21 protein-coding genes are annotated in these 21,933 nt (G+C 64.8%); 12 read left to right on the forward strand and 9 right to left on the reverse strand.

The features are described 5' to 3' along the window. The first annotated feature begins 2 nt into the window (after positions 1 to 2). From K6T56_04055 to K6T56_04075, 5 genes are all read left to right on the forward strand, one after another. Complete coding sequence (locus tag K6T56_04055) at positions 3 to 1,541, forward strand: NADH-quinone oxidoreductase subunit C (protein ID MCL6555520.1); 1,539 nt, start codon at positions 3 to 5, stop codon at positions 1,539 to 1,541. Next, the gene (nuoB, locus tag K6T56_04060; GenBank protein MCL6555521.1) at positions 1,541 to 2,089 is read left to right on the forward strand and encodes an NADH-quinone oxidoreductase subunit NuoB; all 549 of its coding nucleotides are present in this window, start codon (positions 1,541 to 1,543) and stop codon (positions 2,087 to 2,089) included. The genes K6T56_04055 and nuoB overlap by 1 nt, the downstream gene beginning before the upstream one ends. Before the next feature lie 39 nt (positions 2,090 to 2,128). Then, positions 2,129 to 2,443 carry a DUF3579 domain-containing protein gene (locus K6T56_04065; protein MCL6555522.1) on the forward strand — a complete coding sequence of 105 codons (315 nt, stop codon included), beginning with the start codon at positions 2,129 to 2,131 and terminating at the stop codon, positions 2,441 to 2,443. A gap of 60 nt (positions 2,444 to 2,503) precedes the next feature. Continuing rightward, positions 2,504 to 3,061, forward strand: coding sequence for a cob(I)yrinic acid a,c-diamide adenosyltransferase (locus K6T56_04070; GenBank protein MCL6555523.1), 558 nt, complete (start codon positions 2,504 to 2,506; stop codon positions 3,059 to 3,061). A 76-nt stretch (positions 3,062 to 3,137) separates the two neighbouring features. Then, on the forward strand, positions 3,138 to 4,439 hold the full coding sequence (locus K6T56_04075) for an HDOD domain-containing protein (GenBank protein MCL6555524.1): 1,302 nt from the start codon (positions 3,138 to 3,140) through the stop codon (positions 4,437 to 4,439). A 10-nt stretch (positions 4,440 to 4,449) separates the two neighbouring features. On the opposite strand, the gene K6T56_04080 is transcribed toward K6T56_04075, so the two are convergent. The 9 genes from K6T56_04080 to gltX all read right to left on the reverse strand — a co-directional run bounded on the left by K6T56_04080 (position 4,450) and on the right by gltX (position 15,889). Continuing rightward, entirely contained in the window at positions 4,450 to 4,764 is a 315-nt protein-coding gene (locus K6T56_04080; GenBank protein ID MCL6555525.1) for a hypothetical protein, read from the reverse strand. A gap of 79 nt (positions 4,765 to 4,843) precedes the next feature. Next, entirely contained in the window at positions 4,844 to 5,743 is a 900-nt protein-coding gene (locus tag K6T56_04085) for a CoB--CoM heterodisulfide reductase iron-sulfur subunit B family protein (GenBank protein ID MCL6555526.1), read from the reverse strand. A gap of 12 nt (positions 5,744 to 5,755) precedes the next feature. Next, a complete protein-coding gene (locus K6T56_04090; protein MCL6555527.1) occupies positions 5,756 to 6,379 on the reverse strand; it encodes a 4Fe-4S dicluster domain-containing protein in 624 nt (207 codons plus the stop codon). Between the two features lie 10 nt (positions 6,380 to 6,389). After that, positions 6,390 to 8,591, reverse strand: a complete 2,202-nt coding sequence (locus K6T56_04095) for an FAD-dependent oxidoreductase (GenBank protein ID MCL6555528.1) — start codon at positions 8,589 to 8,591, stop codon at positions 6,390 to 6,392. Positions 8,592 to 8,595: 4 nt separating this feature from the next. Further along, the gene (locus K6T56_04100; protein ID MCL6555529.1) at positions 8,596 to 9,882 is read right to left on the reverse strand and encodes an FAD-dependent oxidoreductase; all 1,287 of its coding nucleotides are present in this window, start codon (positions 9,880 to 9,882) and stop codon (positions 8,596 to 8,598) included. Positions 9,883 to 10,133: 251 nt separating this feature from the next. Beyond that, positions 10,134 to 10,691, reverse strand: coding sequence for a metallophosphatase family protein (locus K6T56_04105; protein MCL6555530.1), 558 nt, complete (start codon positions 10,689 to 10,691; stop codon positions 10,134 to 10,136). Next, complete coding sequence (locus tag K6T56_04110; protein ID MCL6555531.1) at positions 10,688 to 13,144, reverse strand: EAL domain-containing protein; 2,457 nt, start codon at positions 13,142 to 13,144, stop codon at positions 10,688 to 10,690. The genes K6T56_04105 and K6T56_04110 overlap by 4 nt, the downstream gene beginning before the upstream one ends. Next, positions 13,110 to 14,480 (reverse strand): cysteine--tRNA ligase, encoded by a 1,371-nt coding sequence (gene cysS / locus K6T56_04115; GenBank protein ID MCL6555532.1) that lies wholly within the window; start codon positions 14,478 to 14,480, stop codon positions 13,110 to 13,112. The genes K6T56_04110 and cysS overlap by 35 nt, the downstream gene beginning before the upstream one ends. A 2-nt stretch (positions 14,481 to 14,482) precedes the next feature. Further along, positions 14,483 to 15,889 (reverse strand): glutamate--tRNA ligase, encoded by a 1,407-nt coding sequence (gene gltX, locus K6T56_04120; protein ID MCL6555533.1) that lies wholly within the window; start codon positions 15,887 to 15,889, stop codon positions 14,483 to 14,485. 87 nt (positions 15,890 to 15,976) lie between these two features. On the opposite strand from gltX, the gene K6T56_04125 reads away from it, so the two are divergent. The 7 genes from K6T56_04125 to K6T56_04155 all read left to right on the forward strand — a co-directional run bounded on the left by K6T56_04125 (position 15,977) and on the right by K6T56_04155 (position 21,884). Next, positions 15,977 to 17,050, forward strand: a complete 1,074-nt coding sequence (locus K6T56_04125; GenBank protein ID MCL6555534.1) for a tetratricopeptide repeat protein — start codon at positions 15,977 to 15,979, stop codon at positions 17,048 to 17,050. A gap of 2 nt (positions 17,051 to 17,052) precedes the next feature. Beyond that, positions 17,053 to 18,309: a L,D-transpeptidase family protein gene (locus K6T56_04130; GenBank protein MCL6555535.1), complete on the forward strand. Its 1,257-nt coding sequence runs from the start codon at positions 17,053 to 17,055 to the stop codon at positions 18,307 to 18,309. A gap of 98 nt (positions 18,310 to 18,407) precedes the next feature. Then, positions 18,408 to 19,064: a peptidyl-prolyl cis-trans isomerase gene (locus tag K6T56_04135; protein MCL6555536.1), complete on the forward strand. Its 657-nt coding sequence runs from the start codon at positions 18,408 to 18,410 to the stop codon at positions 19,062 to 19,064. Continuing rightward, positions 19,012 to 19,509 carry a peptidyl-prolyl cis-trans isomerase gene (locus K6T56_04140; GenBank protein MCL6555537.1) on the forward strand — a complete coding sequence of 166 codons (498 nt, stop codon included), beginning with the start codon at positions 19,012 to 19,014 and terminating at the stop codon, positions 19,507 to 19,509. Before K6T56_04135 ends, K6T56_04140 begins: the two co-directional genes overlap by 53 nt. 103 nt (positions 19,510 to 19,612) lie before the next feature. Next, entirely contained in the window at positions 19,613 to 20,338 is a 726-nt protein-coding gene (locus K6T56_04145) for a UDP-2,3-diacylglucosamine diphosphatase (protein ID MCL6555538.1), read from the forward strand. 2 nt (positions 20,339 to 20,340) lie between these two features. Continuing rightward, positions 20,341 to 21,450, forward strand: a complete 1,110-nt coding sequence (locus tag K6T56_04150; protein MCL6555539.1) for a hypothetical protein — start codon at positions 20,341 to 20,343, stop codon at positions 21,448 to 21,450. Between the two features lie 5 nt (positions 21,451 to 21,455). Beyond that, a complete protein-coding gene (locus tag K6T56_04155; GenBank protein ID MCL6555540.1) occupies positions 21,456 to 21,884 on the forward strand; it encodes a heme-binding protein in 429 nt (142 codons plus the stop codon). The last annotated feature ends 49 nt before the right edge of the window (positions 21,885 to 21,933 follow it).

A 21,933-nucleotide genomic window follows, 5' to 3' on the forward strand; every position in this document is an offset into this window, starting at 1 on the left:
CCATGCCACGCCACATCGACCTCATCTCCCTGCCGCAACACGGTGGCGGCCCCATCTGGCAGTTTTCCCTGGGCCGGGAGCGGTTGACCGCCTTTGCCCGCGGCATCCAGGAGGAAGGCGGACAGCTCCTCGCCCTGTGGGGCAGTGACGACCGGCACCTGGGCTCAGGCTTCACCCTGCATACGGCCTATCTTTCCTCCTTGGGCCTTATCTGGGCGAAAACCCGGCTCGATGGGGAAAAGCCGCTGTACCCGGACATCGCGCACATCTTCCCGCAGGCGGACCGCATGCAGCGGGCAACCTTCGACCTGCTGGGTCTCGTGGCTGACGGCGCGCAAGACACCCGCAAATGGCTGCGCCATGCCGCCTGGGGCGAAGGCGAATTCCCCCTGCGCAAGGATTTCACCACCGCGCATCCCGAGGCCATCGATGCCTATCCCTTCATCCGGGTGGAAGGGCAGGGGGTGCACGAAATCCCCGTGGGGCCCATCCACGCCGGGGTGATCGAACCCGGACATTTTCGCTTCTCTGTGATCGGCGACCGGGTGCTGCGCCTGGAAGAGCGCCTGGGCTACACCCACAAGGGCGTGGAAAAGCGGTTCGAGGGGATGGATCCGGCAGCGGGCGCGCGGCTGGCGGGGCGGGTGTCCGGCGACAGTCACAGCGCCTTCACCTGGGCCTTTTGTCTTGCGGTGGAAAGCGCCCTGCAAACCCCGGCGCCGCCCCGCGCCCAGTGGTTGCGCGCCCTTTTCCTGGAAATCGAGCGACTCGTCAATCATCTGGGGGATTTGGGTTACCTGGGCAATGATGTGGCACTGGGCTTCGGTTTCAATCAGTTCTGGCGCGTCAAGGAAATCTGGCTGCGCGCCTGCAAGGAGTGGTTCAGTCACCGCTATCTTTTCGATTGCATCGTGCCCGGTGGCGTGGCGCGCGATCTCGCGCCCGCCGCGGCCAAGGAATTGGTTCGGCTGGGCGCGGAAACGCGGCATGAAGTAACGGAACTCATGGAGGTGTACGAAGAGCACGCCGGCGTGCAGGATCGCTTCACCGGCACCGGCACCGTCGCCCCTGCCCTTGCCGCCCGCATGGGGCTGACCGGTCTGGCGGGAAGGGCAAGCAGCCAGGCGTGGGACGCACGGGTGCAGTTCCCCCATCCCCCCTACGACCAGCTCGAGGTGCAGATGGTGGTGGAACGCGCCGGCGACGTGGCGGCACGTGTGCGGGTGCGCGCCGGCGAGGTGTTGGAGTCCCTGCGCCTCTTGGAGGCCATCGTGGAGAATCTGCCGGAAGGGCCACTGGCGCAGCCGCTGCCGCAACCGGGTTCGGTGTGCGAAGGTCTGGGCTGGATCGAGGGCTGGCGCGGACCGGTCATCGTTTATGCCCGCCTCGCGGAGGATGGGCGCCTCGACCGCGTGCATCCCCACGATCCCTCGTGGCAGAACTGGCCGCTTCTGGAACTTAGCATCCTGGGCAACATCGTTCCGGATTTCCCCCTCATCAACAAATCCTTCAACCTCTCGTACAGCGGAGCGGATCTCTGATGGCCAGCCACCTCATCCTCGCCAAACTGTTGCGGACCGGCATCGTCTCGGAACCCGCCCCGCCTGCGGATCCCGGCCTGCTCACCGACCCTGCGCGGCTCAACGAGGCGATTCTCCGTGTGTTCGGGCGGGCCGTCGTGGTCCGCCACATAGATGCGGGCTCCTGCAATGGCTGTGAGCTGGAAATCCATGCCTTGAACGGCCCCCACTACAACATCGAGGGGGTGGGGGTGAAATTCGCCGCCAGTCCCCGCCACGCCGATGTGTTGCTGGTGACCGGCCCCGTTTCCGCCCATCTGGAGACCGCCCTGCGGCGCACCCATGAGGCCACCCCGGACCCGAAATGGGTGGTCGCCGTGGGCGACTGCGCGGCCAGCGGCGGCATCTTCGGCGAATCCTACGCAAGCCGGGGAAGAGTCGAAAACGTGATCCCCGTGGACGTGGTCGTCCCCGGCTGCCCCCCGGAGCCCGGCCGCATCCTCGCTGGCATCCTCGCCGCCGTCTCCGCCACACCCCGCAACCATTCCTCCCCTCAAGGCGTGCGGTGAACTGCCGAAAAAAGGGTAAACCAGCACAAGGAGGCGGCCATGGACAAAGCACAGGATTATCTGATCATCTCCGGCGTCCGGGAGGATGGGCGGAAGCTGCGCCCCACTGACTGGGTGGAACGCATCTCCTCCGCGCTCGCCACTTTCGATGAAAACCGCAGGCTGCGCTATTCGGCCAGTGTGCATCCCTGCATCATCGACGGGGAGAAGTGCCTGGTGGTGGCCCGCGGCCTTGAGCAGGCCAACCCCGCCGCCTATGCCTTCGTCATGGAATTCGCCCGCGCCAACGGGCTCTTCATCCTCACCGACCGCCGAACCGGCGAACGCGCCCTGCCAGTCGTGCCGCCGGCCTGAAATCCGTTTTCCGCCGCAGCGGCTTGTGGGACAATCCCCCCATTACCGAGGGTGGAGGCCATGGGCTACCGGCTGACCCGCATCACCACGCGCACCGGCGACGATGGCAGCACCGGGCTGGCTGACGGCCGGCGGCTGCCCAAACATGCGCCCCGCATCGCCGCCCTGGGCGAGGTGGACGAGCTCAACTCCCTGCTCGGGGTGGTCCTGGCGGAGCCGGAACTCCCCGCCCCCTTCCGCGATCTCCTCGTGCGCATCCAGCACGATCTCTTCGAGTTGGGGGGCGAGCTGTCCCTTCCCGGCCATGGCCGGGTGACGGCGGACATGGTGAAGGCGCTGGAGGAGAGCTTGGAGCGGCTCAACGCCCCCCTGCCGCCCCTGCGGGAATTCATCCTGCCGGGGGGCAGCCGCCCCGCCGCCCTCTGCCACCTGGCCCGCGCCGTGTGTCGGCGGGCGGAAAGAAGCCTTGCCGCCCTCGCCGCCAGCGAGCACCTCTCCCCCCACGCCCTGCCCTATCTAAACCGGCTGTCCGACCTCCTCTTCGTCCTCGCGCGTGCGGTGAACCAGGCCCTGGGCCGAGCCGAGCTCCTCTGGCAGCCGCGGCCCCCACAAACCTGACCGTCCCTTAACAGAACTTTCATTCAAGAAGGGTTCGGGCGAGCCGTAAAAAGGGCAAAACGATCCGAGACTCCCCATGCCCTGGAAATTCCCGTCCCGGTCAGGCCACCGGCAAGAGCCCGTTTCCCCCGCCCCAGGGGCGGAAGGGGAAGCCCTCGCCCGTGGGGCGGCCCCCAGCGTCTTCCTTGCCCGCCAGGCGGTGGTGGATGCCGCCGAGCGGGTGCTGGGTTACTCCCTGCTGGTGCGGCCGACGGCAAGCCAACCCCCCACACCGCCCCGGGATGGGGCCGAGGAGCTCGCCCTCCTGGTGGACGTCCTCAACCGCTTCGGTGTCGAACAAAGCCTCACGGATAAGCTGGGCTTCCTCAAGTTGAGCAGCGGCTGCCTTGCCAGCGAGCTCATGGATCTTTTGCCGCGGGAGCGCTTCGTCATCGAAATTTCTGCGCCGCCGGCGGAGGCGGCCATGCTGGCGCGGCTCAAGGAGCTGCGCGCCCGGGGCCTGCGCTTTGCCTGCCCCTGCCCCGATGACGAGAACACCCTCCTTGAGCTGGCCACCACGGCGGATCTGGTCATCTATGACCTCGGCCGCCAGAGCTTGAGCGAGATTGCGCGCCTGGACGGTCTGGTCAAGCCCCAGAACGTGCAACGCCTGGTGCGCAACGTGCGGGGGCGCGCCGACTTCGAGGCCTGCCGCAGCATCGGTTTCGAGTTTTACCAGGGGGAGCTCCTGGCGCGGCCGGAAACCCTGGCCATGAGGCGCCTCGACCCCAGCCGCGCCCGGGTCATCGAAATCTTCAACCTGGTAGTCAACCGTGCCGACATCGCCGAAGTGGAGAATGCCTTCAAGCACGACGTGGCGCTCTGCTACAGCCTGCTGTGCTACGTGAACTCGGCGGGCATCGGCCTGCCCTACAAGGTCGCCTCCATTCGCGATGCGGTCATGGTCCTGGGTTATGACTTTCTCTGGCGCTGGCTGAGTCTGCTCATCTTCGCCGGTGTCGATCTCACCGCTGCGCAACGGCTGCTCCTCAATACCGCGGTGATCCGCGGGCGGCTCGCTGAGTTGCTGGGCCAGTTTCGCCTGTCGAGCCGGGACGGCAATCAGCTTTTCATCACCGGCATGTTCTCCCTCCTCGACAGTCTTTTGGGCCAGCCGTTGCCGGAGGTGGTGGGGCGTCTGCATCTGCCGGAAGCCGTGACGGCGGCGCTCACCACGGGAAGCGGCCCCTACGCGCCTTATCTGGAGCTCGCCCTGGCTTTCGAAAGGGATGACGTGGTCACCGCAATGCGGCTGTGTGAGGCGATCGGCGTCGAGATGAACGAGGCAAGCCGCGCCCATCTCGCCGCCATCGAATGGGCGGGCATGCTTGCCCGCTAGCGCGCCGGCCTCAGTCGGTGGCGAGGCCTTCCCGGTGGGTGCGGTTGATGAGCTCCAAGAGACCCCGGAAAGGCATGAAGCGGCCGTACTGTCGCACCAGGGGCATGAAGGGCAGGTCTTCGTTGGCGGGAAACTGATAGCGGCCCGAGGTCATGGCCTCGTACAGCTCCCGCAGGTGGACATCCAGCGGACCCACGTACTGGTTGTAGAGGTCCATGTCGTCCATGTCGTCCTCTTCCATCATGCAGGTGCGCAGTTCATCCACTTCGTAGACGGCCTGGTGCACGAGATCGAGGTACTCGTCCCAGGTTTTCGGACCCCTCATCTGCATGTTGATTCCCTCCTCGCTGGCAGAAGCCAACGATCCTGCGCGTTGCTATTCCGCCGCATCTCCTGCTGCCGGTTCACTTTTTCGCGGCAAAGGCTTCCAGCTTCGGCGCCCGGATCACCTGCCCGTCGAGGCCCGCCTCTTTCGCCGAGCCGCCATAGGCAAGCGTCATGAGCTGGCTGTAATAGAGAACGGGCATGTTGAACTTGGTGCCGTAACGCTTGTTCACCTCGCCCTGATAGATTTCCACATTGGCCTGGCAGAGGGGACAGGGCGTGACGATGAACTCGGCGCCGTGGTCGTAGGCCGATTCGACGATGTCCTTGATCTGCTTCTGGCTCTTCTCCGGTTCGGAGAAGGCCAGCGCCCCGCCACAGCATGTGACCTTCTGGTCATAGGGGACGGCCTCGCCGCCCATGGCCTCGACGAGATGGTCGAGGTAGACGGGGTTTTCGAAGGATTCGCCATGGATGCCGAAGGGCCGGTTGGTCTGGCAGCCGACGTAACCGGCGAACTTCATCCCCTCGAGGGGCTTGACCACCGGCTTTTTCAGCGCCTCATAGCCGAAATCCTCGATCAGGACTTCCACCATGTGGCGCACTTCCACCTTGCCTTCGTATTGCAGGCCGGCCTCTTTCAGGGCCTCGTTGGCGTCGTTTTTCAGCGTCTGGTTGTGTTCCAGCCGCTCCTTGGTCTCGCGGGCGGACAGCCAGCAGGCGGCACAGGTGGCCACCACCTGCTGCCCTGGCAATTCCTTTTCCGCGAGGGCCAGGTTGCGCGCGTTCATTACGTGACGCGGCAGCTCCCCGCCTTCCGCGTAACCGATGGAGGCACCACAGCAGTTCCAGTCCGGAATCTCGTTCAGCTCGATGTCCAGCACCTTGCACATGGACTGGACCGAGGTCAGGTAGTTGGAAGCCGAAGACCCTTTCTGCGACGAACAGCCGGGATAAAATGCATATTGCTTCTTCGCCATCTTCCTCTCTCCTTAGGCTGCGAAGCCCTTGCGCTTGGCTTCGATTTCCTGCGCCTTTTTCAGCATGGCGTGGATGCCCTTGACGTCCTTGCAGCCATGTCCCTTGACGAGTTCGAGGGGGTTGAGCCGCTTGGCCTTGAGCATGCCGAGCCCAATGTCCTTCATGGCCAGCGCCGTCTTGATGCCGGGACCGATGCCATCCTTGAAGTAGAGCCCCAGCGACAGCTTGAGCTCGTTGACGCGCCCGGTCTTGACGATGTTGTCCCAGAACATCTTGGCAAAAACCCGGGTGGGTTGGTTCTTGGGCGCGAGACCCAGCCGGTGCGCGTAGTTGGCCAGGCCATGCATGATGTGGGTGATGGGCAGCTTGCGCGGGCAGCGCACGATGCAGTTGTAGCAGGAGGTGCACATCCACATGGAATCCGAGGTCAGCACCTCCTCCCGCTTGCCGGCGCGGATCATCATGAAGATTTCCTGGGGCGGATGCGCCCAGTAGGGACCGAAGGGGCAGGAGCCGGAGCACACGCCACATTGCATGCACATCTTGACCCATTCCCCGCCCTCGACGCGGGCCTCGACTTCTTTCAGGAAGTTGTTGCCGTACTGCTTGACGGCTTGGGCATTCAGATCGCTCATCCTCCGGCTCCTAAAACTTGAAGGGGCTCATGCCGATCTCCATGATCTTGGCGGCATAGTCGTTGATCAGCTGCGGTACCCGCTCGATGTCGGTGATCGCCACTTCGTAGTTCTGCACCCGTTCGGTCTCCAGGTTCAGGCTCTTCAGGGTGTCATCCACCTTGGACAGGCGGTAGCTGGCCATCTCCGAGCCCTTGACGAAGTGGCACTGGTACTGCTCGCCATGCTTGCACCCCATGAGCATCACCCCATCGTAACCGCTGTTGAGGGCGTCGGTGATCCAGATCAGGTTGACCGAACCCAGACAGCGAACCGGGATGATGCGGACGAAGGCGCTGTAGGTCTGCCGCTTCATGCCGGCCATGTCCAGCGCCGGATAGGCGTCGTTCTCGCAGGCGAGCACCAGGATGCGGGGCTTTTCCGAAAACTCGTCCGGAATGTCCACCGCCTTGATCTGGGAACCGACGGTGTCCACCGAGTAGTTCTCGAAGGAGATGACGCGCACCGGACAGGCGCCCATGCAGGTGCCACAGCGCCGGCAGCGACTCTCGTTGAACACCGGATAGCGCTTTTCGTCCTCGTCGATGGCGCCGAAGGGACACTCCACCGTGCAGCGCTTGCACTGGGTGCAGCCTTCGGCGCGGAAGGTGGGATAGGACAGGTCACCCGAGCGCGGATGGGCGGCGCGTCCGGCGGCGGCATTCTCGATGGCCTGGATGGCCTTGAGCGCGGCACCGGTGGCATCCTCCACCGCCTGGGCAATATCCATCGGCCGGCGCACCGGGCCCGTGGGATAGATGCCGGTCCGCCGCGATTCGTAGGGGAAACAGATGAAGTGGGAATCGGCGAAACCATGCACGAGCTGCGGCACGTCCGGCCCCTGCCGGTAATTGAGGTTGAGGATGGAGATGGGTCGCACATCCACGCCTTCCTCCCGCGGCGCATCGATGTTCACCCCGGAATTGGGAACCTGGCCTGTGGCCAGCACCACCAGATCGGCATCGATGGTGGCATTCCGGTCATCGAGGATCAGGTCGTGGAAGGTCACCTTCAGGCCATTGCCCGACTGAACCACCGACGAGACCTTGCCCTTGGTGAAGGTCACCCCCTTGCGCTGGGCGCTGCGGTAGAAATCCTCACCGTTGCCCGGCGTGCGCAGGTCGTCGAAGATGACCACGGTATCCACATCGGGGTTGCGATCCTTGAAATACATGGCCTGCTTGATGCTGGTCAGGCAGCAGTGACCGGAGCAGTAGGCGAGATGCTTGCCCGTGGGATCGCGCTGACCGGCGCACTGGATGAAGACCACGGTCTTCACCTCCACCCCGTCGGCGCGCTTGATGGGCCCGCCATTGGCGGCGCGGGCCAGCGCCTCCAGCCCCAACTGGTCCACCACATGGGGCAGCCCGCCGCCCAGCTCCGGCAGCTTGTTGAGGTCGTAGAGGGTAAAGCCGGAGGCCTGCACGATGGCCCCCACGTGCTCCTGGCTGATACTGCCCGACTCCGTGGCGATGTCGATGGTAAAGCGGCCCGGAGCGCCGTCGGTCTTCGCCACCGTGGCGTTGAGATAGACTTTGATGTTCTTGTCCGACTCTACGCGCTTGATCAGCTCTTCCACGCCGGTATCCACGGGGTCGGCAAAGGGCTCCTTGGCCGGGACCCGTTTCCACAGCCGGGCGGCCATTCCGCCCAGGGCACCGGTCTTTTCCACCAACACCACTTGGTAGCCGGCCTTGGAGGCTTCCAGGGCAGCGGTCAGACCGCTGATGCCACCCCCCACCACCAGGATCGTGGTGTTGCGCGCAGCCGCCGGGTTGCCCCGCGGCTGGGTCATTTTCTTGACTTCGGCGCAGGCCATGCGCACGTAGTCGTCGGCCATTTCCTGGGTCGTCTCCTGGTGTTCGTCGCCTTCGGGCCGGATCCAGATCACGCCCTCCCGCAGATTGGCACGGGACATGGCCACGGTGGGGAAGTTGAAGGCTTCCGTCTTCGCCCGGCGGGAGCAGGCGGCGATGGCGATGTGGGTCACGCCCTCCTTCTCGATGTCGTTCTGGATGAGGGCGACCCCTTCCGCCGAACACAGGAAGGGATGCTCCCGCACCAGGTTCATCTTGCCGTCCCGCTGCGCCACCTGGGCGAGCTGGCGCGTATCCAGCCGTTCACCCAGTCCACAGCCCTGGCAAATGTATGCTGCCGTTTTCTGCTCTGCCATTTGTTCAAGCCTCCGCCCTTGCCACCTGGTTGACGACCTGGATTGCGCGCAACGCGCTTGCCGTCGCCGACTGCACCGCCCGGTTCACATCCAGTGCATTGCTGGCGCAGCCGGCGGGGAAAATCGCACCGTTGGCCTCATCGAGCTGGATGAAGCCGCTGGAGTCGGCCATCACCTGCGCCGGCACCTCCACCGCCGGCACCGAGGGCTCCATGCCGATGGCCAGCACCACCAGATCATGCTCGTTGGCGTAACGGTGGTAGCCCTCGGTATCCACCCCGTGCAGGATGGGGTTGCCGGTCTTCTCGTCCTCGACGATACGCGCGACCTTGGATTTGATGAACTTCACGTTGGGGTTAGCCTTCACTTTCGCGTAGAAGTCCTCGAAGCGGTCGATGGCCCGGATATCGATGTAGTAGATGGTGGATTTGCCCTCGTCGCCAAACCTCTCCGTGACGTAGTTGCTCTGCTTGAGGGAAGCCATGCAGCAGATGCGGGAACAGTGGCGCAGATGGTTCTCGTCGCGGGAGCCGGCGCATTGGATGAAAGCGACGTTTTTCGCCTCCTTGCCGTCAGAGGGACGCAGAATCCTGCCGCCCGTCGGCCCGTGGGGATCGGCCAGCCGCTCGAATTCCACGCTGGTGATCACGTTGGCATAACGGTCGTAGCCGTAGGGCTGGATTTTCGCCGCATCGTAGGGTTTCCAGCCGGTGGCCCAGATGATGGCGCCCACCTTGAGCTGGATGTTTTCCTCCTTCATGTCGAGGTCGATGGCGCCATACTTGCAGGCCGCCTTGGCCTTTTCCGCGTCCGGTGTGCCGATGGCGGAAGGGTCCAGCACATAACGCATGGGATAGGCCATGGCATGGGGAAGATAGGCCACCTTGGTTTTCGCCAGGCCGTAGTTGTAGGCGTCCGCAATCTCCCCCTCCACCGCCCGCGCACAGTCGCCACAGGCGGTGCAGTTTTCGTTCACGTAACGGGGCGACAGGCGCACATCCACGGTGTAGTCACCAGGGCCGCCGCTGATGCGGGTCACCTCTGCCAGGGTAAACACCCGCACGCGCTTGTTGCCCTTGATGCGGCGCAAATTGATCTCCAGGCCACAGGTGGGATGGCAGAGCTTGGGGAAGTAGCGATAAAGCTGGACCACGCGGCCGCCCAGGGAGGGCGTCTTCTCCAGCAGGATGACATCCTTGCCGCATTCGGCGGCTTCCAGCGCCGCGGTCATGCCGCTGATGCCTCCGCCCACCACCAGAATGGTCTGGTTGGTTGCCACTACGTCCGTCATGAGGTCTCCTCCAGATTACGGATGGGTTGACGGGCCGGCCCTTGCGCCGCCGACCGTCTGCAAAGGATTGGCGCCCGCTAGCCACCCGGACGCCACAGGCACACTTTGGCGCTGGAATGTTACTCCCGTTTAGCGGTCGCGGCCAGATTCACCCCTCGAGCCGACAATTCAAATTTCTTATGCGCCGATAGACCCCGCCGATTCCCCAGAGGGTTTTGCCCGGCGGAATGCCAGAGCGCCGCCGTGGGACATCAGGGGGGCTCGCCTGTGCGGGAGGCGGGGTTCATGTCCTGGGCACGGCCCGGCACATCGCGCACTTCGAATTCCATGGTGGTGAGATCGCCCAGGACGTAGGTGGGGGGATTGCCAACACCGCCCACCGTTCCCGGATTGACGAGGAGGGTACGTCCCCCCTTGATGTTGGGCAGCCAGACGATCTCCGGGCGATGGGCATGACCGCAGCAGACCAGATCCCAGTCCCCCGTGGTGGCCATCCCCCGCGCATAGTGGGGGTAATGGACGAGGAAGATATTGCGGCCCGCGAGCACGATTCCGCCGTCGGCCCCGTAGTAATGGATGAGGCTGTCGGGCTCGTGGGCAAGCTTGGCCATGGTAAAGGTGTCGCCGGCATTGTTGCCATGGATGACGTGCACGGGCAGACCATGCTTTTTCAGCACGCGCAGCGTGGTGGGCGCCACCACGTCGCCACAATGCAGCACCGCTTCGGCACCCCGTGCCTTGGCGTCCTCCACGGCGTGGTCGAGGAGTCGGCGGTTGTCGTGGCTGTCGGAAAGGATGCAGATCTTCATGGTTTTTCCACCCGCGGGCGGGAGAAATAATAACCCTGCGCCCAGTCCACGCCGATGTCGCACAGCACCTGCGCGGTTTCCGCATTCTCCACGCATTCGGCGATGGTGAGGATGCCGAAGTGCCGCGCGGTGGCCACCACGGTTTCCACCAGTTGGCGCACACGGGGATCGGTGACGATGCGACTCACCATCCACCCCTCGATCTTGAGGAACTGGACCGGAAGCTCCGCAAGATACAGGAAGGAAGAATAACCGCTGCCGAAATCATCCAGCGCCAGGCGGAAGCCGAAGTCGGTCAAAGGCTTCAGGTGCTTCTTCAGAGTGAGGATGTCGCCCGCCTGGCGTTCGGTGATTTCGATCACCACCGGTTTGGGGGCCGTCGGATCGAAGCCACAGCTTTCGCAATACTGACGCGCCCGGGCCAGCAAGGCTTCCACCTCCTCGCCATTGGCGAGGAACTGGGGCGAGAGGTTGATGAAATGGGCGATCCTGCCGCCGGTCTTCGCCACGTTGCGCGCGCAGTGGTTCAGGGCCGCCATAGAAATGGTCTGGTCGATGGCCCCCACCAGATGCAGCGCCTCCGCGGCCTCGATGAAGCTTTGCGCCGGAATGAGGGTGTCATCGGAAGCCCGGATGCGCGCCAGTGCTTCCTCCGCCACCACCTGTCCGGTGCGCAGATCGACGATGGCCTGGAAAGCGGGGATGACGCGGTTTTCCCGCAGGGCGCTTTGCACCTGGCCCCCTTCCCAGATGACGCCGCTGCTGCGCCGGGTCTGGGAACGGGCGCAGACGACGCGGTCGCGGCCACCCACCTTGGCCTCGTAGAGCAAAGCATCGGCCTGGGCCAGCATGGCATCCACGTTGGGATGTTCGGCTCCGTAGAGGGCCACCCCCATGCTCACCGTCACCGCAAGCTCCCCGTAGGGCAGGCGGAGGGGGCTCTCCTTGATCTTCCGGCGCAGGCGCTCCGCCGCCGCCTGGGCGCCCTGACAATCCAGGTCATGGAAACAGACCAGGAATTCCTCGCCGCCCCAGCGCGCCATCCAGTCGCCCCCGCGCAGGGTGGTGGTCATGATTTCCGCGACCTGGCGCAGCACCTGGTCGCCCACGTGGTGGCCGTACTGGTCGTTGATCAGTTTGAAGCGGTCGATGTCCACCACGGCCAGGGCAAAGGTGCCCCGCTGCCGCCTTGCCCGGTTCCATTCCAGCTCCAGACGATCCTCCGCCGCGCGGCGGTTGGGCAGCCCGGTGAGGTGGTCCTCCAGGGCCATGCGGGTGATTTCCTGCTCCGCCCGCTTGCGCTCGGTGATGTCCGCCTCGCTGGCGACATAATGGGTGATCTCCCCCTGCTCATCCCGCACCGGCACGATGGAGAGATCCGCCCAGAATGGCGTGCCGTCCTTGCGGTAGTTGAGGATTTCCACCTGGATGGGCTTGCCCGCGGCCAGCGCCTCGCGGATGGCCATGCGCGTGGCCTGACTGGTATCGGGCCCCTGCAGGAAACGCGGGTTCCGGCCCAGCACCTCCTCCGCGTCATAGCCGGTGATGCGGGTGAAGGCGGGGTTGGTGTAGATGATGTGCGACTCCGCATCGGTGATGACGACCGCCTGCGCCGAAACCTCCATGGCGGTGGCCAGCAGGCGGCGCTGCTGCGCGGCCGCTTCCGCTTCCGTCACGTTAAGGGCAAAGGCGCGCAGCATTTCCTCACCATTGCGGCCCTCGAGGAAAGGCGTGATCTCGAGGACCACCGCCTCGCCGGTGCGGTAGCGGGCCTTCACCGACACGCGCGCGCCCTCCCCCGCGCCCCGGGCAGTCTGCAGGATGCGCTCCCAGGCGCGCCTGCCGAAGATGCGCTCCACCGTGTCCCCCACCAGCGCCTCGCGCTCGAGGCCGACGAATTGCAGGAAGTTCTCGTCGGCATCGACGATGACCAGGTCGGCAAGGCGCACGGCGAAACGGCCCAAGTGAGCCGCCTCGAGAAACTCGTTTTCATAGCGCAGCGCGAGTTGTTCCTCGTGACGCTGGATGCGGTGGAGGAGCTCAACCAGGGCGCCGCCCACCATCAGCCCGGTGAGCTCATTGGAAGCGGCGAAGGCCTGATCGAGCGCCTCCTGCGCCCGCTGCCGGTCCCCTTCCCGGGAAGCCTTCAGCGCTTGGGCGGCGGCGGCGAGGAAACGCTTGTGCACGCCCTCCAGGGCGCGCCACGCCTGGCGGAGCTCCTCATTGGGCAGGCCCTCCAGCCCCTCCTCCGCCGCCGAATAGGCCTGCCAGTAGGAAGGCGGCGGCAGACCCCCCGCCTGCGTGGGGTCGAGCACCCCATCCACCACCTGCTGGAGATAGAGCAGGTGGTGCTGGATTTCGATCAGCAGCGGCGGGAAAACGGTCTTGAAGCTGGCGATGGCCGCCTCCTGACGGGATTCATGCCCGTCGCCAGGTGGTCCCCTGGGGACCATCCTCGAGCACAATGCCCGCAGCGGCGAGCTCGGCGCGGATGGCATCGGCGCGGGCAAACTCCCGCGCCCTGCGCGCCGCCAGCCGCTCGTTGATGAGCGCCTCGATACGCTCCACGCTCATGCCGGAGCCGGCCACCCCGGCCTGCAGATGGGCGACGGGATCGTTTTGCAAAAGACCCAGGAGACCGCCCAGGGACTTGAGCAGCCCGGAAAGCCGGGAGGAACGCGTCCTGTTCGCCTCGCGGGAGAGTTCAAAGAGCACGGTGATGGCGCCATGGGAATCGAAGTCATCGTCCATGGCCGCCTTGAAGCGGGCGGCGAAAGGGTCCTGCCAGTCGATGGCGGCCGCCTCCTCCGGCGGCACATCGCGCAGCGTGAGGTAGAGGCTGTCCAGGGAATGCCGCGCATCCAGAAGATGCTGGTCGGAGTAATTGAGGGGGCTGCGGTAATGGGCGCGCAAGATGAAGAAGCGCACCGTCTCCGGATCGAACTTTTCTAGCACTTCGCGGATGGTGAAGAAATTGCCCAGCGACTTGGACATCTTCTCGTTATCCACGCGCACGAAGCCGATGTGCATCCAGTAATTGACGAAGGGATGGCCGTGCGCCCCCTCGGACTGGGCGATCTCGTTTTCATGGTGGGGGAACTGCAGATCCTGGCCGCCGCCATGGATGTCGAAATGCTCGCCGAGGAAGCACTCGCTCATCACCGAGCATTCGATGTGCCAGCCGGGGCGGCCGGGGCCCCAGGGTGAATCCCACTGCGGCTCCCCCGGCTTGGCCGCTTTCCAGAGGACGAAATCGAGGGGATCGCGCTTGTTGGCGTCCACCTCCACCCGTTCCCCCGCGCGCAGGTCCGCGAGCGACTTGCCGGACAGCTTGCCGTAACCGGGAAAGCGGGCGACGGCGTAATAGACATCGCCATTGGGCGCAGTGTAGGCCAGGCCCTTGGCGAGCAGGGTTTCGATCATGCGCACCATGGCCGGGACGAACTGGGTGGCGCGTGGCTCATGGGTGGGTCTCAGCACATTGAGCCGGGCCTCGTCCTCGTGCATGTAGCGGATGAAGCGTTCGGTGAGCTCCGCAATGGATTCGCCATTCTCCGCGGCACGGCGAATGATCTTGTCGTCGATGTCCGTGATGTTGCGCACGTAGGTGACGGCAAAGCCCTTTGCCATGAGCCAGCGATACACCATGTCGAAGACTACCATGACGCGGGCATGGCCCAGGTGGCAGTAGTCATAGACGGTCATGCCGCAGACGTACATGCGCACCCGACCGGGTTCGATGGGAACGAAGGTTTCCTTGGTGCGGGTGAGGGTGTTGTAGATGATCATGTTCAGGTGCTCAGCACGTGTTGCACCAAACGATGACGCGCCCGCTCATAGCCCATGAGGCGGAAGAGCGGCGGCATCTCCGGGCCGTAGGTCTGGCCGGTGAGGGCCGCGCGCAGCGGCAGGTAGAGGTTCCTGCCGGACAATCCACTGGCCGCCTTCACCCGTTGCACGAAGGTGCCGAAATCCATGTCCGGCAGCAGTGCATCGACGGCGACGCGGAAAAGCTCCGGCGGGGCATTCTCCAGCACCTCCCGCGCCGCTTCCGAAATGGGCAGTGCATCGGCATAGACCGCCTCCGCCCACAGCCGCGCATCGTGGGGGAACATCACATTGGCGCGCACCGCGGCGGCAAAGGCCGCCATGTCCGCTTCCGGCACCAGCCCGTGCACCGCAGGCGCAAGCCATGCGGTGAGCAGGCCGTCATCGGCATGGTGCACCGCCTGCGCCTGCCAGTGGTCGAGCTGCGCCCGATCATAACGCGCCGGCGCCCGTCCCAGGTTGGCGATGTCGAACACCGCCGCCAGTTCGTCCAGGGAAAGCAGCTCGCCGGAATCGATGTGATGACCCAGGCGGGCGAGATAGTTGTTCACCGCAATGGGAAAATAGCCGATCTCCCGCAGCTCCTGTACCGACAGACTGCCACTGCGTTTGGAAAGAGGGGCACCATGGCTGTCCACGATGAGGGAGATGTGGCCGTATTGGGGCACGGGCAGGCCCAGCGCCTTGAGAATGGCAATCTGGCGGGGGGTGTTGGCGAGATGGTCTTCGCCGCGCAGCACATGGGTCACCCCCATCAACGCATCATCCAGGGCGTTCACATAGAAAAAGGCGAAGCTGCCATCGGAGCGGCGGATGATGAAATCGCCGATGTCCTCCGTGGCAAATTTCTGCGGCCCCCGCACCAGATCGTCGAAGGTGATGAGATCATCCGCAGGCATGCGGAATCGCAGCGTATAGGGCAAACCCTCGGCCTTTCTGCGTTCCACCTCCTCCGGCTTGAGATGCGCGCACTTGCCCGAATAGCGGGGCGGTTTGCCCGCCGCCGCCTGCACCTTGCGCGACACTTCCAGCTCCAGGGGGGTGCAGAAGCAGGGATAGACGCGTCCCTGGGCAGTCAGTTTCTCCAGATAGGCGGCATAGACGGACGCACGCTGGGACTGACGGTAGGGGCCCGCCGTGCCTCCCTCGCCCTCCCCCTCCTGCCAGTTGAGCCCCAGCCAGCGCAGGTCTTCCTTGATGGCCTCGATGAACTCCTCGCGGCTGCGTTCCAGATCGGTGTCCTCGATGCGTAGGAGAAAGGTCCCCTTGTGCCGGCGGGCGAGGAGGACATTGAAGAGGGCGGTGCGGACGTTGCCGAAGTGGATGAGCCCGGTGGGGCTGGGCGCGAAACGGGTCTTGAGTGGCGCCATGGAAATGATCGCGGCGATTGTGGCTCGGCGGGGTTGTGGTTAAAATCTTGGAATTACAAAGAAATTACCGGACCCGAGTATAACACAATGCGCTTTCAGCCCGTGGTTTCCCTCTTCTGTCTGGCGGCATCCTTGCTCCTCGTCGCCGCTTTTCCCGTGCGCGCCGATGAAATCGACGACGCCCAGCAGCTCGTCCGCCAGGGTAATCTCAGCGCCGCCCTGGAGCGGGTGAACGCCTACCTGGCCAACCGTCCCAAGGATGCCCGCGTCCGCTTCCTCAAGGGCGTGATCCTCACCGAGCAGAACAAGACCGCAGAGGCCATCAAGGTCTTCACCGCCCTCACCGAGGATTACCCCGAGCTGCCCGAACCCTACAACAACCTGGCCGTGCTCTACGCGCAGCAGCAGCAGTACGACAAGGCCCGCCAGGCGCTGGAAATGGCCATCCAGACCCATCCCTCCTATGCCACGGCCCACGAAAACCTGGGCGACATCTATGCCAAGCTGGCAAGCCAGGCCTATGACCGCGCCCTGCAACTGGACAGGAACAACACGGCGGCACAGACCAAGCTCGCCCTGATCCGGGAAATCTTCCCCATCAATGCGCGTCTGCAGCGGGGCGTCAAGCCCGAAGCGGCACGCCCGCAGCCGGGCCAGGGAGGCGCCAACGCCAAGCCCGCCGCCGCGGTGGCGGCCGCGCCCGCCGCCGTCACACCGACAGCCACACCGCCAGTGGCGAAGCCACCCCTTGAGGCGGCAGCGCCGCCCGCCGCGGAAAAACCGGCGGAGAAGCCAGCGCCGACCAAGCCTGCTGTCGATGCGACCGAGGCAGCCGTGCAGACGGTGAAGGAATGGGCCCGCGCCTGGTCGGCGCAGAATGTGGCGGAATATCTGTCCTTCTACGGACCGGATTTCAAACCGCCCAAGGGCCAGCGCCGCGCCGAGTGGGAGATGAGCCGCCGGGAGCGGCTTACCGCGCCCAAACGCATCCAGGTCACCGTCGATAACCTTACGGCGCGTCGCCTTGGAGATGACCGCGTGGCCGTCACCTTCCGCCAGCACTACCGCGCGGACCGTCTGGATTCCGAAGTCACCAAGACGCTTATCTTTAAGCGTCATGGCACGAAATGGCTGATCGAACAGGAACGGGTCGGCGGCTGAGCATGAAGGGGCAAGCAGGCCTGTCCGCTTTCCGCCGCGGACTGTCCGCGCATCGCGGCAAGCTCGCCGTTTTCTTCACCTGGCTTTTGCTGCTGCCGCTGCTGGAGCCCCCCGCCACCGCCATGGGCCACCGTCCGCGGGCCGTTCCAGCAAGCCCCGCAGCCGCCCCGCGCACGCCGGAGGGATTGCTCGTCGAGGCCCTGCTCGAGATCCAGAACAATCGCCTCGATGCCGCCCTGCAACGGGTGGAAACCCTGCTCAGTCTGCGGCCCAATTTCCGTCTCGCCCACCTCATCCGGGGTGATCTGCTCATGGCACGGGCGCGGCCCATCTCCACCCTGGGCGATGTGCCCGATGAACGGGTGGTGGATTTCCGCGAAGAAGCCCGGGTGCGCCTCAAACACTATCTGGAGCCGGTGCCCCGGGACCGCGTGCCCGCGCCGCTGCTCCAACTCGACCCCAGCCAGACCCACGCCGTGGTGGTGGACACCCGCCGTTCCCGGCTCTATGTCTTTCGCAATGAAGGCGGCGATCCCCGCTACGTGGCCGACTATTATGTGACGGTGGGCAAACGGGGGGCGGACAAGACGCGGGAGGGTGATCAGCGCACCCCCCTTGGCGTCTATTTCGTGGTGGATGCCCTCGCCCCCGCCAAGCTCACGGATTTCTACGGCAGCGGCGCCTTCCCCATCAACTATCCCAACGAATGGGATCGGCGTCTCGGGCGCAATGGATCGGGCATCTGGCTGCACGGGGTGCCCAGCGACACCTACAGCCGCCCGCCCCGCGCCAGCAATGGCTGTGTGGTGCTCAGCAACGAGGACCTGGAAGCGCTGCGGCCCTACATTTCCGTCGGCCGCACTCCCGTCATCATCGGCGATGGGCTTACCTGGGTGGAGCCCGCCCGCCTGCGCGCCGAACGGGACGCCCTCAGCCGGGAAATCGAACGCTGGCGCCGCGACTGGGAGAGCCTCAACACCGAGCGGTATCTCGCCCACTATTCCACCGCCTTCCACAATGGCGAGCAGGACTACACCGCCTGGGCGGCGCTCAAACGGCAGGTCAATGCCGGCAAGACCCACATCGAGGTTCGCCTCTCCAACCTGAGCCTTTTCCGCTATCCCGGACAGGACGACCTCGTCGTCGTCACCTTCGACCAGGATTACCGCAGCAACAACCTGCAAGGCACCATGCGCAAGCGCCAGTACTGGCGGCAGGAGGGCGGAGCATGGAAGATCGTCTATGAAGGCGCAGCCTGATCCCCTCTGCCACCCCGGCAAGGCTTGCCTTTTTGTCATTGCCAAAGGGGCGGCGTTCCGCTAAAAAATCGCCGTTGGCAGAAGACAAGGAGGAGGCCATGAAAAAAATCCTGTTCATCGCCGCGCTCGCTCTGCTGGCCGCCTGGCCGGCGCGTGCCGCCAATCCCCGGGTGGAGATGGTCACCAACCATGGCCGTATCGTTCTCGAGCTCTTCCCCGACAAGGCGCCGGTGACGGTGGAAAATTTCCTCAATTACGTGAAGAGCGGCTTTTACGAGGGAACGGTCTTTCATCGGGTGGTCAAGGATTTCATCGTGCAGGGGGGTGCCTACACCCCGGATTTCACCCCCAAGCCCACCCTGCCTCCCATTCCCAGCGAAGCCAAGAACGGGCTCACCAATGAACCCGGCACCATCGCCATGGCCCGGGGCCGGGACATCCATTCCGCCACCTCCCAGTTCTTCATCAACCTGGACAGCAACAAATTCCTCAACCACCACCGGGACGATCCCGACTACTATGGTTATTGTGTGTTCGGCAAGGTCTTGAGCGGCATGGACGTGCTGAAGAAAATCGCCGAACTGCCCACCGGCGCCGCTGGCCCCCTCAAGGAGGACGTGCCCCTGGAGCCGGTCATCATCGAGAAGGTGGCCCTGCTGCCGCCGGAACCCGCCCCCACCCCCAAGCCGAAAGGAAAAGCCAATGGCAAAGGTAAGACTAAACACAAACCTGGGCAGCATCTTGCTGGAACTTGACGCGGAAAAAGCGCCGCTCACCACCGCCAATTTCCTGGAGTACGTGCAAAGCGGGCATTACAACGGCACGCTCTTTCACCGGGTCATCGACGGTTTCATGATCCAGGGCGGCGGTTACGAACCGGGGATGGTGCTCAAGCCCACCCGCGCCCCCATCCGCAACGAGGCCGACAACGGACTGCGCAACGAGCCCTATACCATCGCCATGGCGCGCACCTCCGATCCCCATTCGGCCACGGCGCAGTTCTTCATCAACGTCGCCAACAATGACTTCCTCAACTTCACCGCGCCCACCCCGCAGGGCTGGGGTTATTGCGTCTTCGGCCGCGTCGTCGAGGGCCAGGAGGTGGTGGACAAAATCCGCAAGGTACGCACTGGCCAGCGGGCCGGGCATCAGGACGTGCCCGTGGAAGACGTGGTGATCGAAAGCGCCGAGGTGGTGTGAAAGCCCGCTTTTCCGCCATACAAGCCCCCGTCCCCGGCCGCGCCCCTGGTCCCGCCCCCAATCCCGAGGTAGACACAGCCGGGCGGCGTTGCCAGTGACGATCGTGTCGACACTCTTCATCGCCGACTTACATCTGTCGCCCCGACGGCCGCGCATCGGGGAGCGGTTCGCGCATTTTTTGCGCGAAACCGTTGAGGGCGCGCGGGCCCTCTACATCCTCGGCGATTTGTTCGAATCCTGGGCCGGCGACGACGATCTCGACGACCCCTTCAACGCCCACATCGCCCGCCTGTTGGGTGAAGCCGCGCAAAGGCTGCCCATCTTTCTCATGCATGGCAACCGGGACTTCCTCATCGGCGCCCGCTTTGCCCACAGCACCGGCATCCACCTTCTGCCCGATCCCAGCGTGCGCGAGGTGGAGGGCAAGCCCACGCTCCTCATGCATGGCGACACCCTGTGCACCGACGATCACGACTATCAGGAGTTTCGCGCCATGGTGCGCGATCCCCGCTGGCAGGCGGAATTCCTCGCTCAGCCCCTCAGCCGGCGCAAGGCCCAGATCGAGGCGCTGCGCGCCCGCAGTGAAAAGGAAAAAGCAGGCAAGCCCCCAGCCATCATGGACGTCAACGCGGCCGCGGTGACAAACGCGCTGCGGGAGCACGGCGTGAAGCGGCTCATCCACGGCCACACCCATCGCCCGGGGCATCACACCCATGAGGTGGATGGCCGCCTCTGCGAGCGCTGGGTGCTGCCCGACTGGTACGAAGCCGGCGGCTATTTGCGCTGTAACCCCGAGGGTTGTCAACTGCACCCATTGGAAGGCGATTGACCATGATCCTCATCCTCACCCCCAACGTCGATCTCAATGCACCCGAGTACCGGCAGCTCATCGATTTCCTCGACCGGCTGCCCAACATCGAGTACCGCGTGCATCACGAGCAGGGCGCGCAGCAGCGCCTTACCGAAATCTATCTCATCGGCGATACCGCCACCCTCTCCCTCGACTACATGAAAAGCCTGCCCTGCGTGGAAAGGGTGGTGCGCGTTTCGGAGGAATACCGGGTGCTGGGACGTCACCGGGACGACACCCGTCCCACCCATTTCGAATACAACGGTGTGCGTTTCGCCCAGGACAATCTGAACATCTTCGCCGGCCTCTGCGCGGTGGATACGCGGGAACACGTGGAACTCATGCTCCGCGCCCTGCACGCCCAGGGTCTGGTCTGCACCCGCATGGGCGCCTACAAGCCCCGCACCAGCCCCTATTCCTTCCAGGGTCACGGCAAGGCCTGCCTGCCCTATGTCTTCGAGCTGGCGGGCAAATACGGCATCAAGGTGATCGCCATGGAGGTCACCCATGAGTCCCATGTCGAGGAAATCCGTGAGGCGCTGCACCTCACCGGCCATCCCACGGGCATCATGCTGCAGATCGGCACCCGCAACACGCAGAATTTCGAGCTGCTGAAGGCGGTGGGGCGGCAGCAGGAATTTCCGGTGCTGCTCAAGCGGGGTTTTGGCATCACCCTCGACGAATCCCTCAACGCCGCCGAATACCTCGCCTCCGAAGGCAACCGCAAGGTCGTTTTCGGGCTGCGGGGGATGAAGACCAACATGGGCGATCCCCACCGCAACTTCGTCGATTTCGCCCATGTGCCGGTGGTCAAACGCTTAACCCGCATGCCGGTGTGCATTGATCCGTCCCATTCCGTGGGCTCCCGCGCCGCCGACCCGGACGGCATTCTCGACATCTTCCATGTCACCGCCCAGGGCGTGATTGCCGGCGCCAACATGATCCTGGTGGACTTCCACCCGGCCCCCGCCAAAGCCCTCGTGGACGGGCCCCAGGCCCTCACCCTGGAGGAACTGCCCCGCTTTGTCGAGGATGTGACCATTGCCCGCGAGGCTTATGAGAAGCGGCGCGCCCTTGCCCGCTGCAGGTGACCCCCATGGCAGCCAAATCGTCTCTACCCCTGCTCAGCAAACGCACTTTGAGCCTCGCGGCGGCGCGCCGAATTTCCGCCGCCGCCGAAGGCTTCGCCCGCCGCCGCGGCTGGAACGTGGTCATCGCCATCGTCGATGACGGCGGCCACCTTCTCCACCTCGTGCGCATGGACGGCACGCAGATCGGAAGCATCCAAGTCGCCCAGGCCAAGGCGCGTACGGCCCTTGCCTTCAAACGGCCGAGCAAGGCGTGGGAGGAAGCCCTGGCCGGCGGCCGCCGCGCCGTGCTGGGTCTGCCTGGCGTCACGCCCGTGGAGGGGGGACTGCCCCTGGTGGTGGATGGCGAGATCGTGGGCGCCATCGGTGTGAGCGGGGTCACCTCGGAGCAGGATGGATTGATCGCACGGGCGGGGGCGGCGCGGCTTGCCCGCTGAGGGTGCCATTGCTTCCAGCGCATGGGAGCCGCGGCTCCCTGAAACCTGC

The organism is Burkholderiales bacterium, from assembly GCA_023511995.1.
In the GTDB taxonomy this organism is placed as follows: domain Bacteria; phylum Pseudomonadota; class Gammaproteobacteria; order Burkholderiales; family Thiobacteraceae; genus Thiobacter.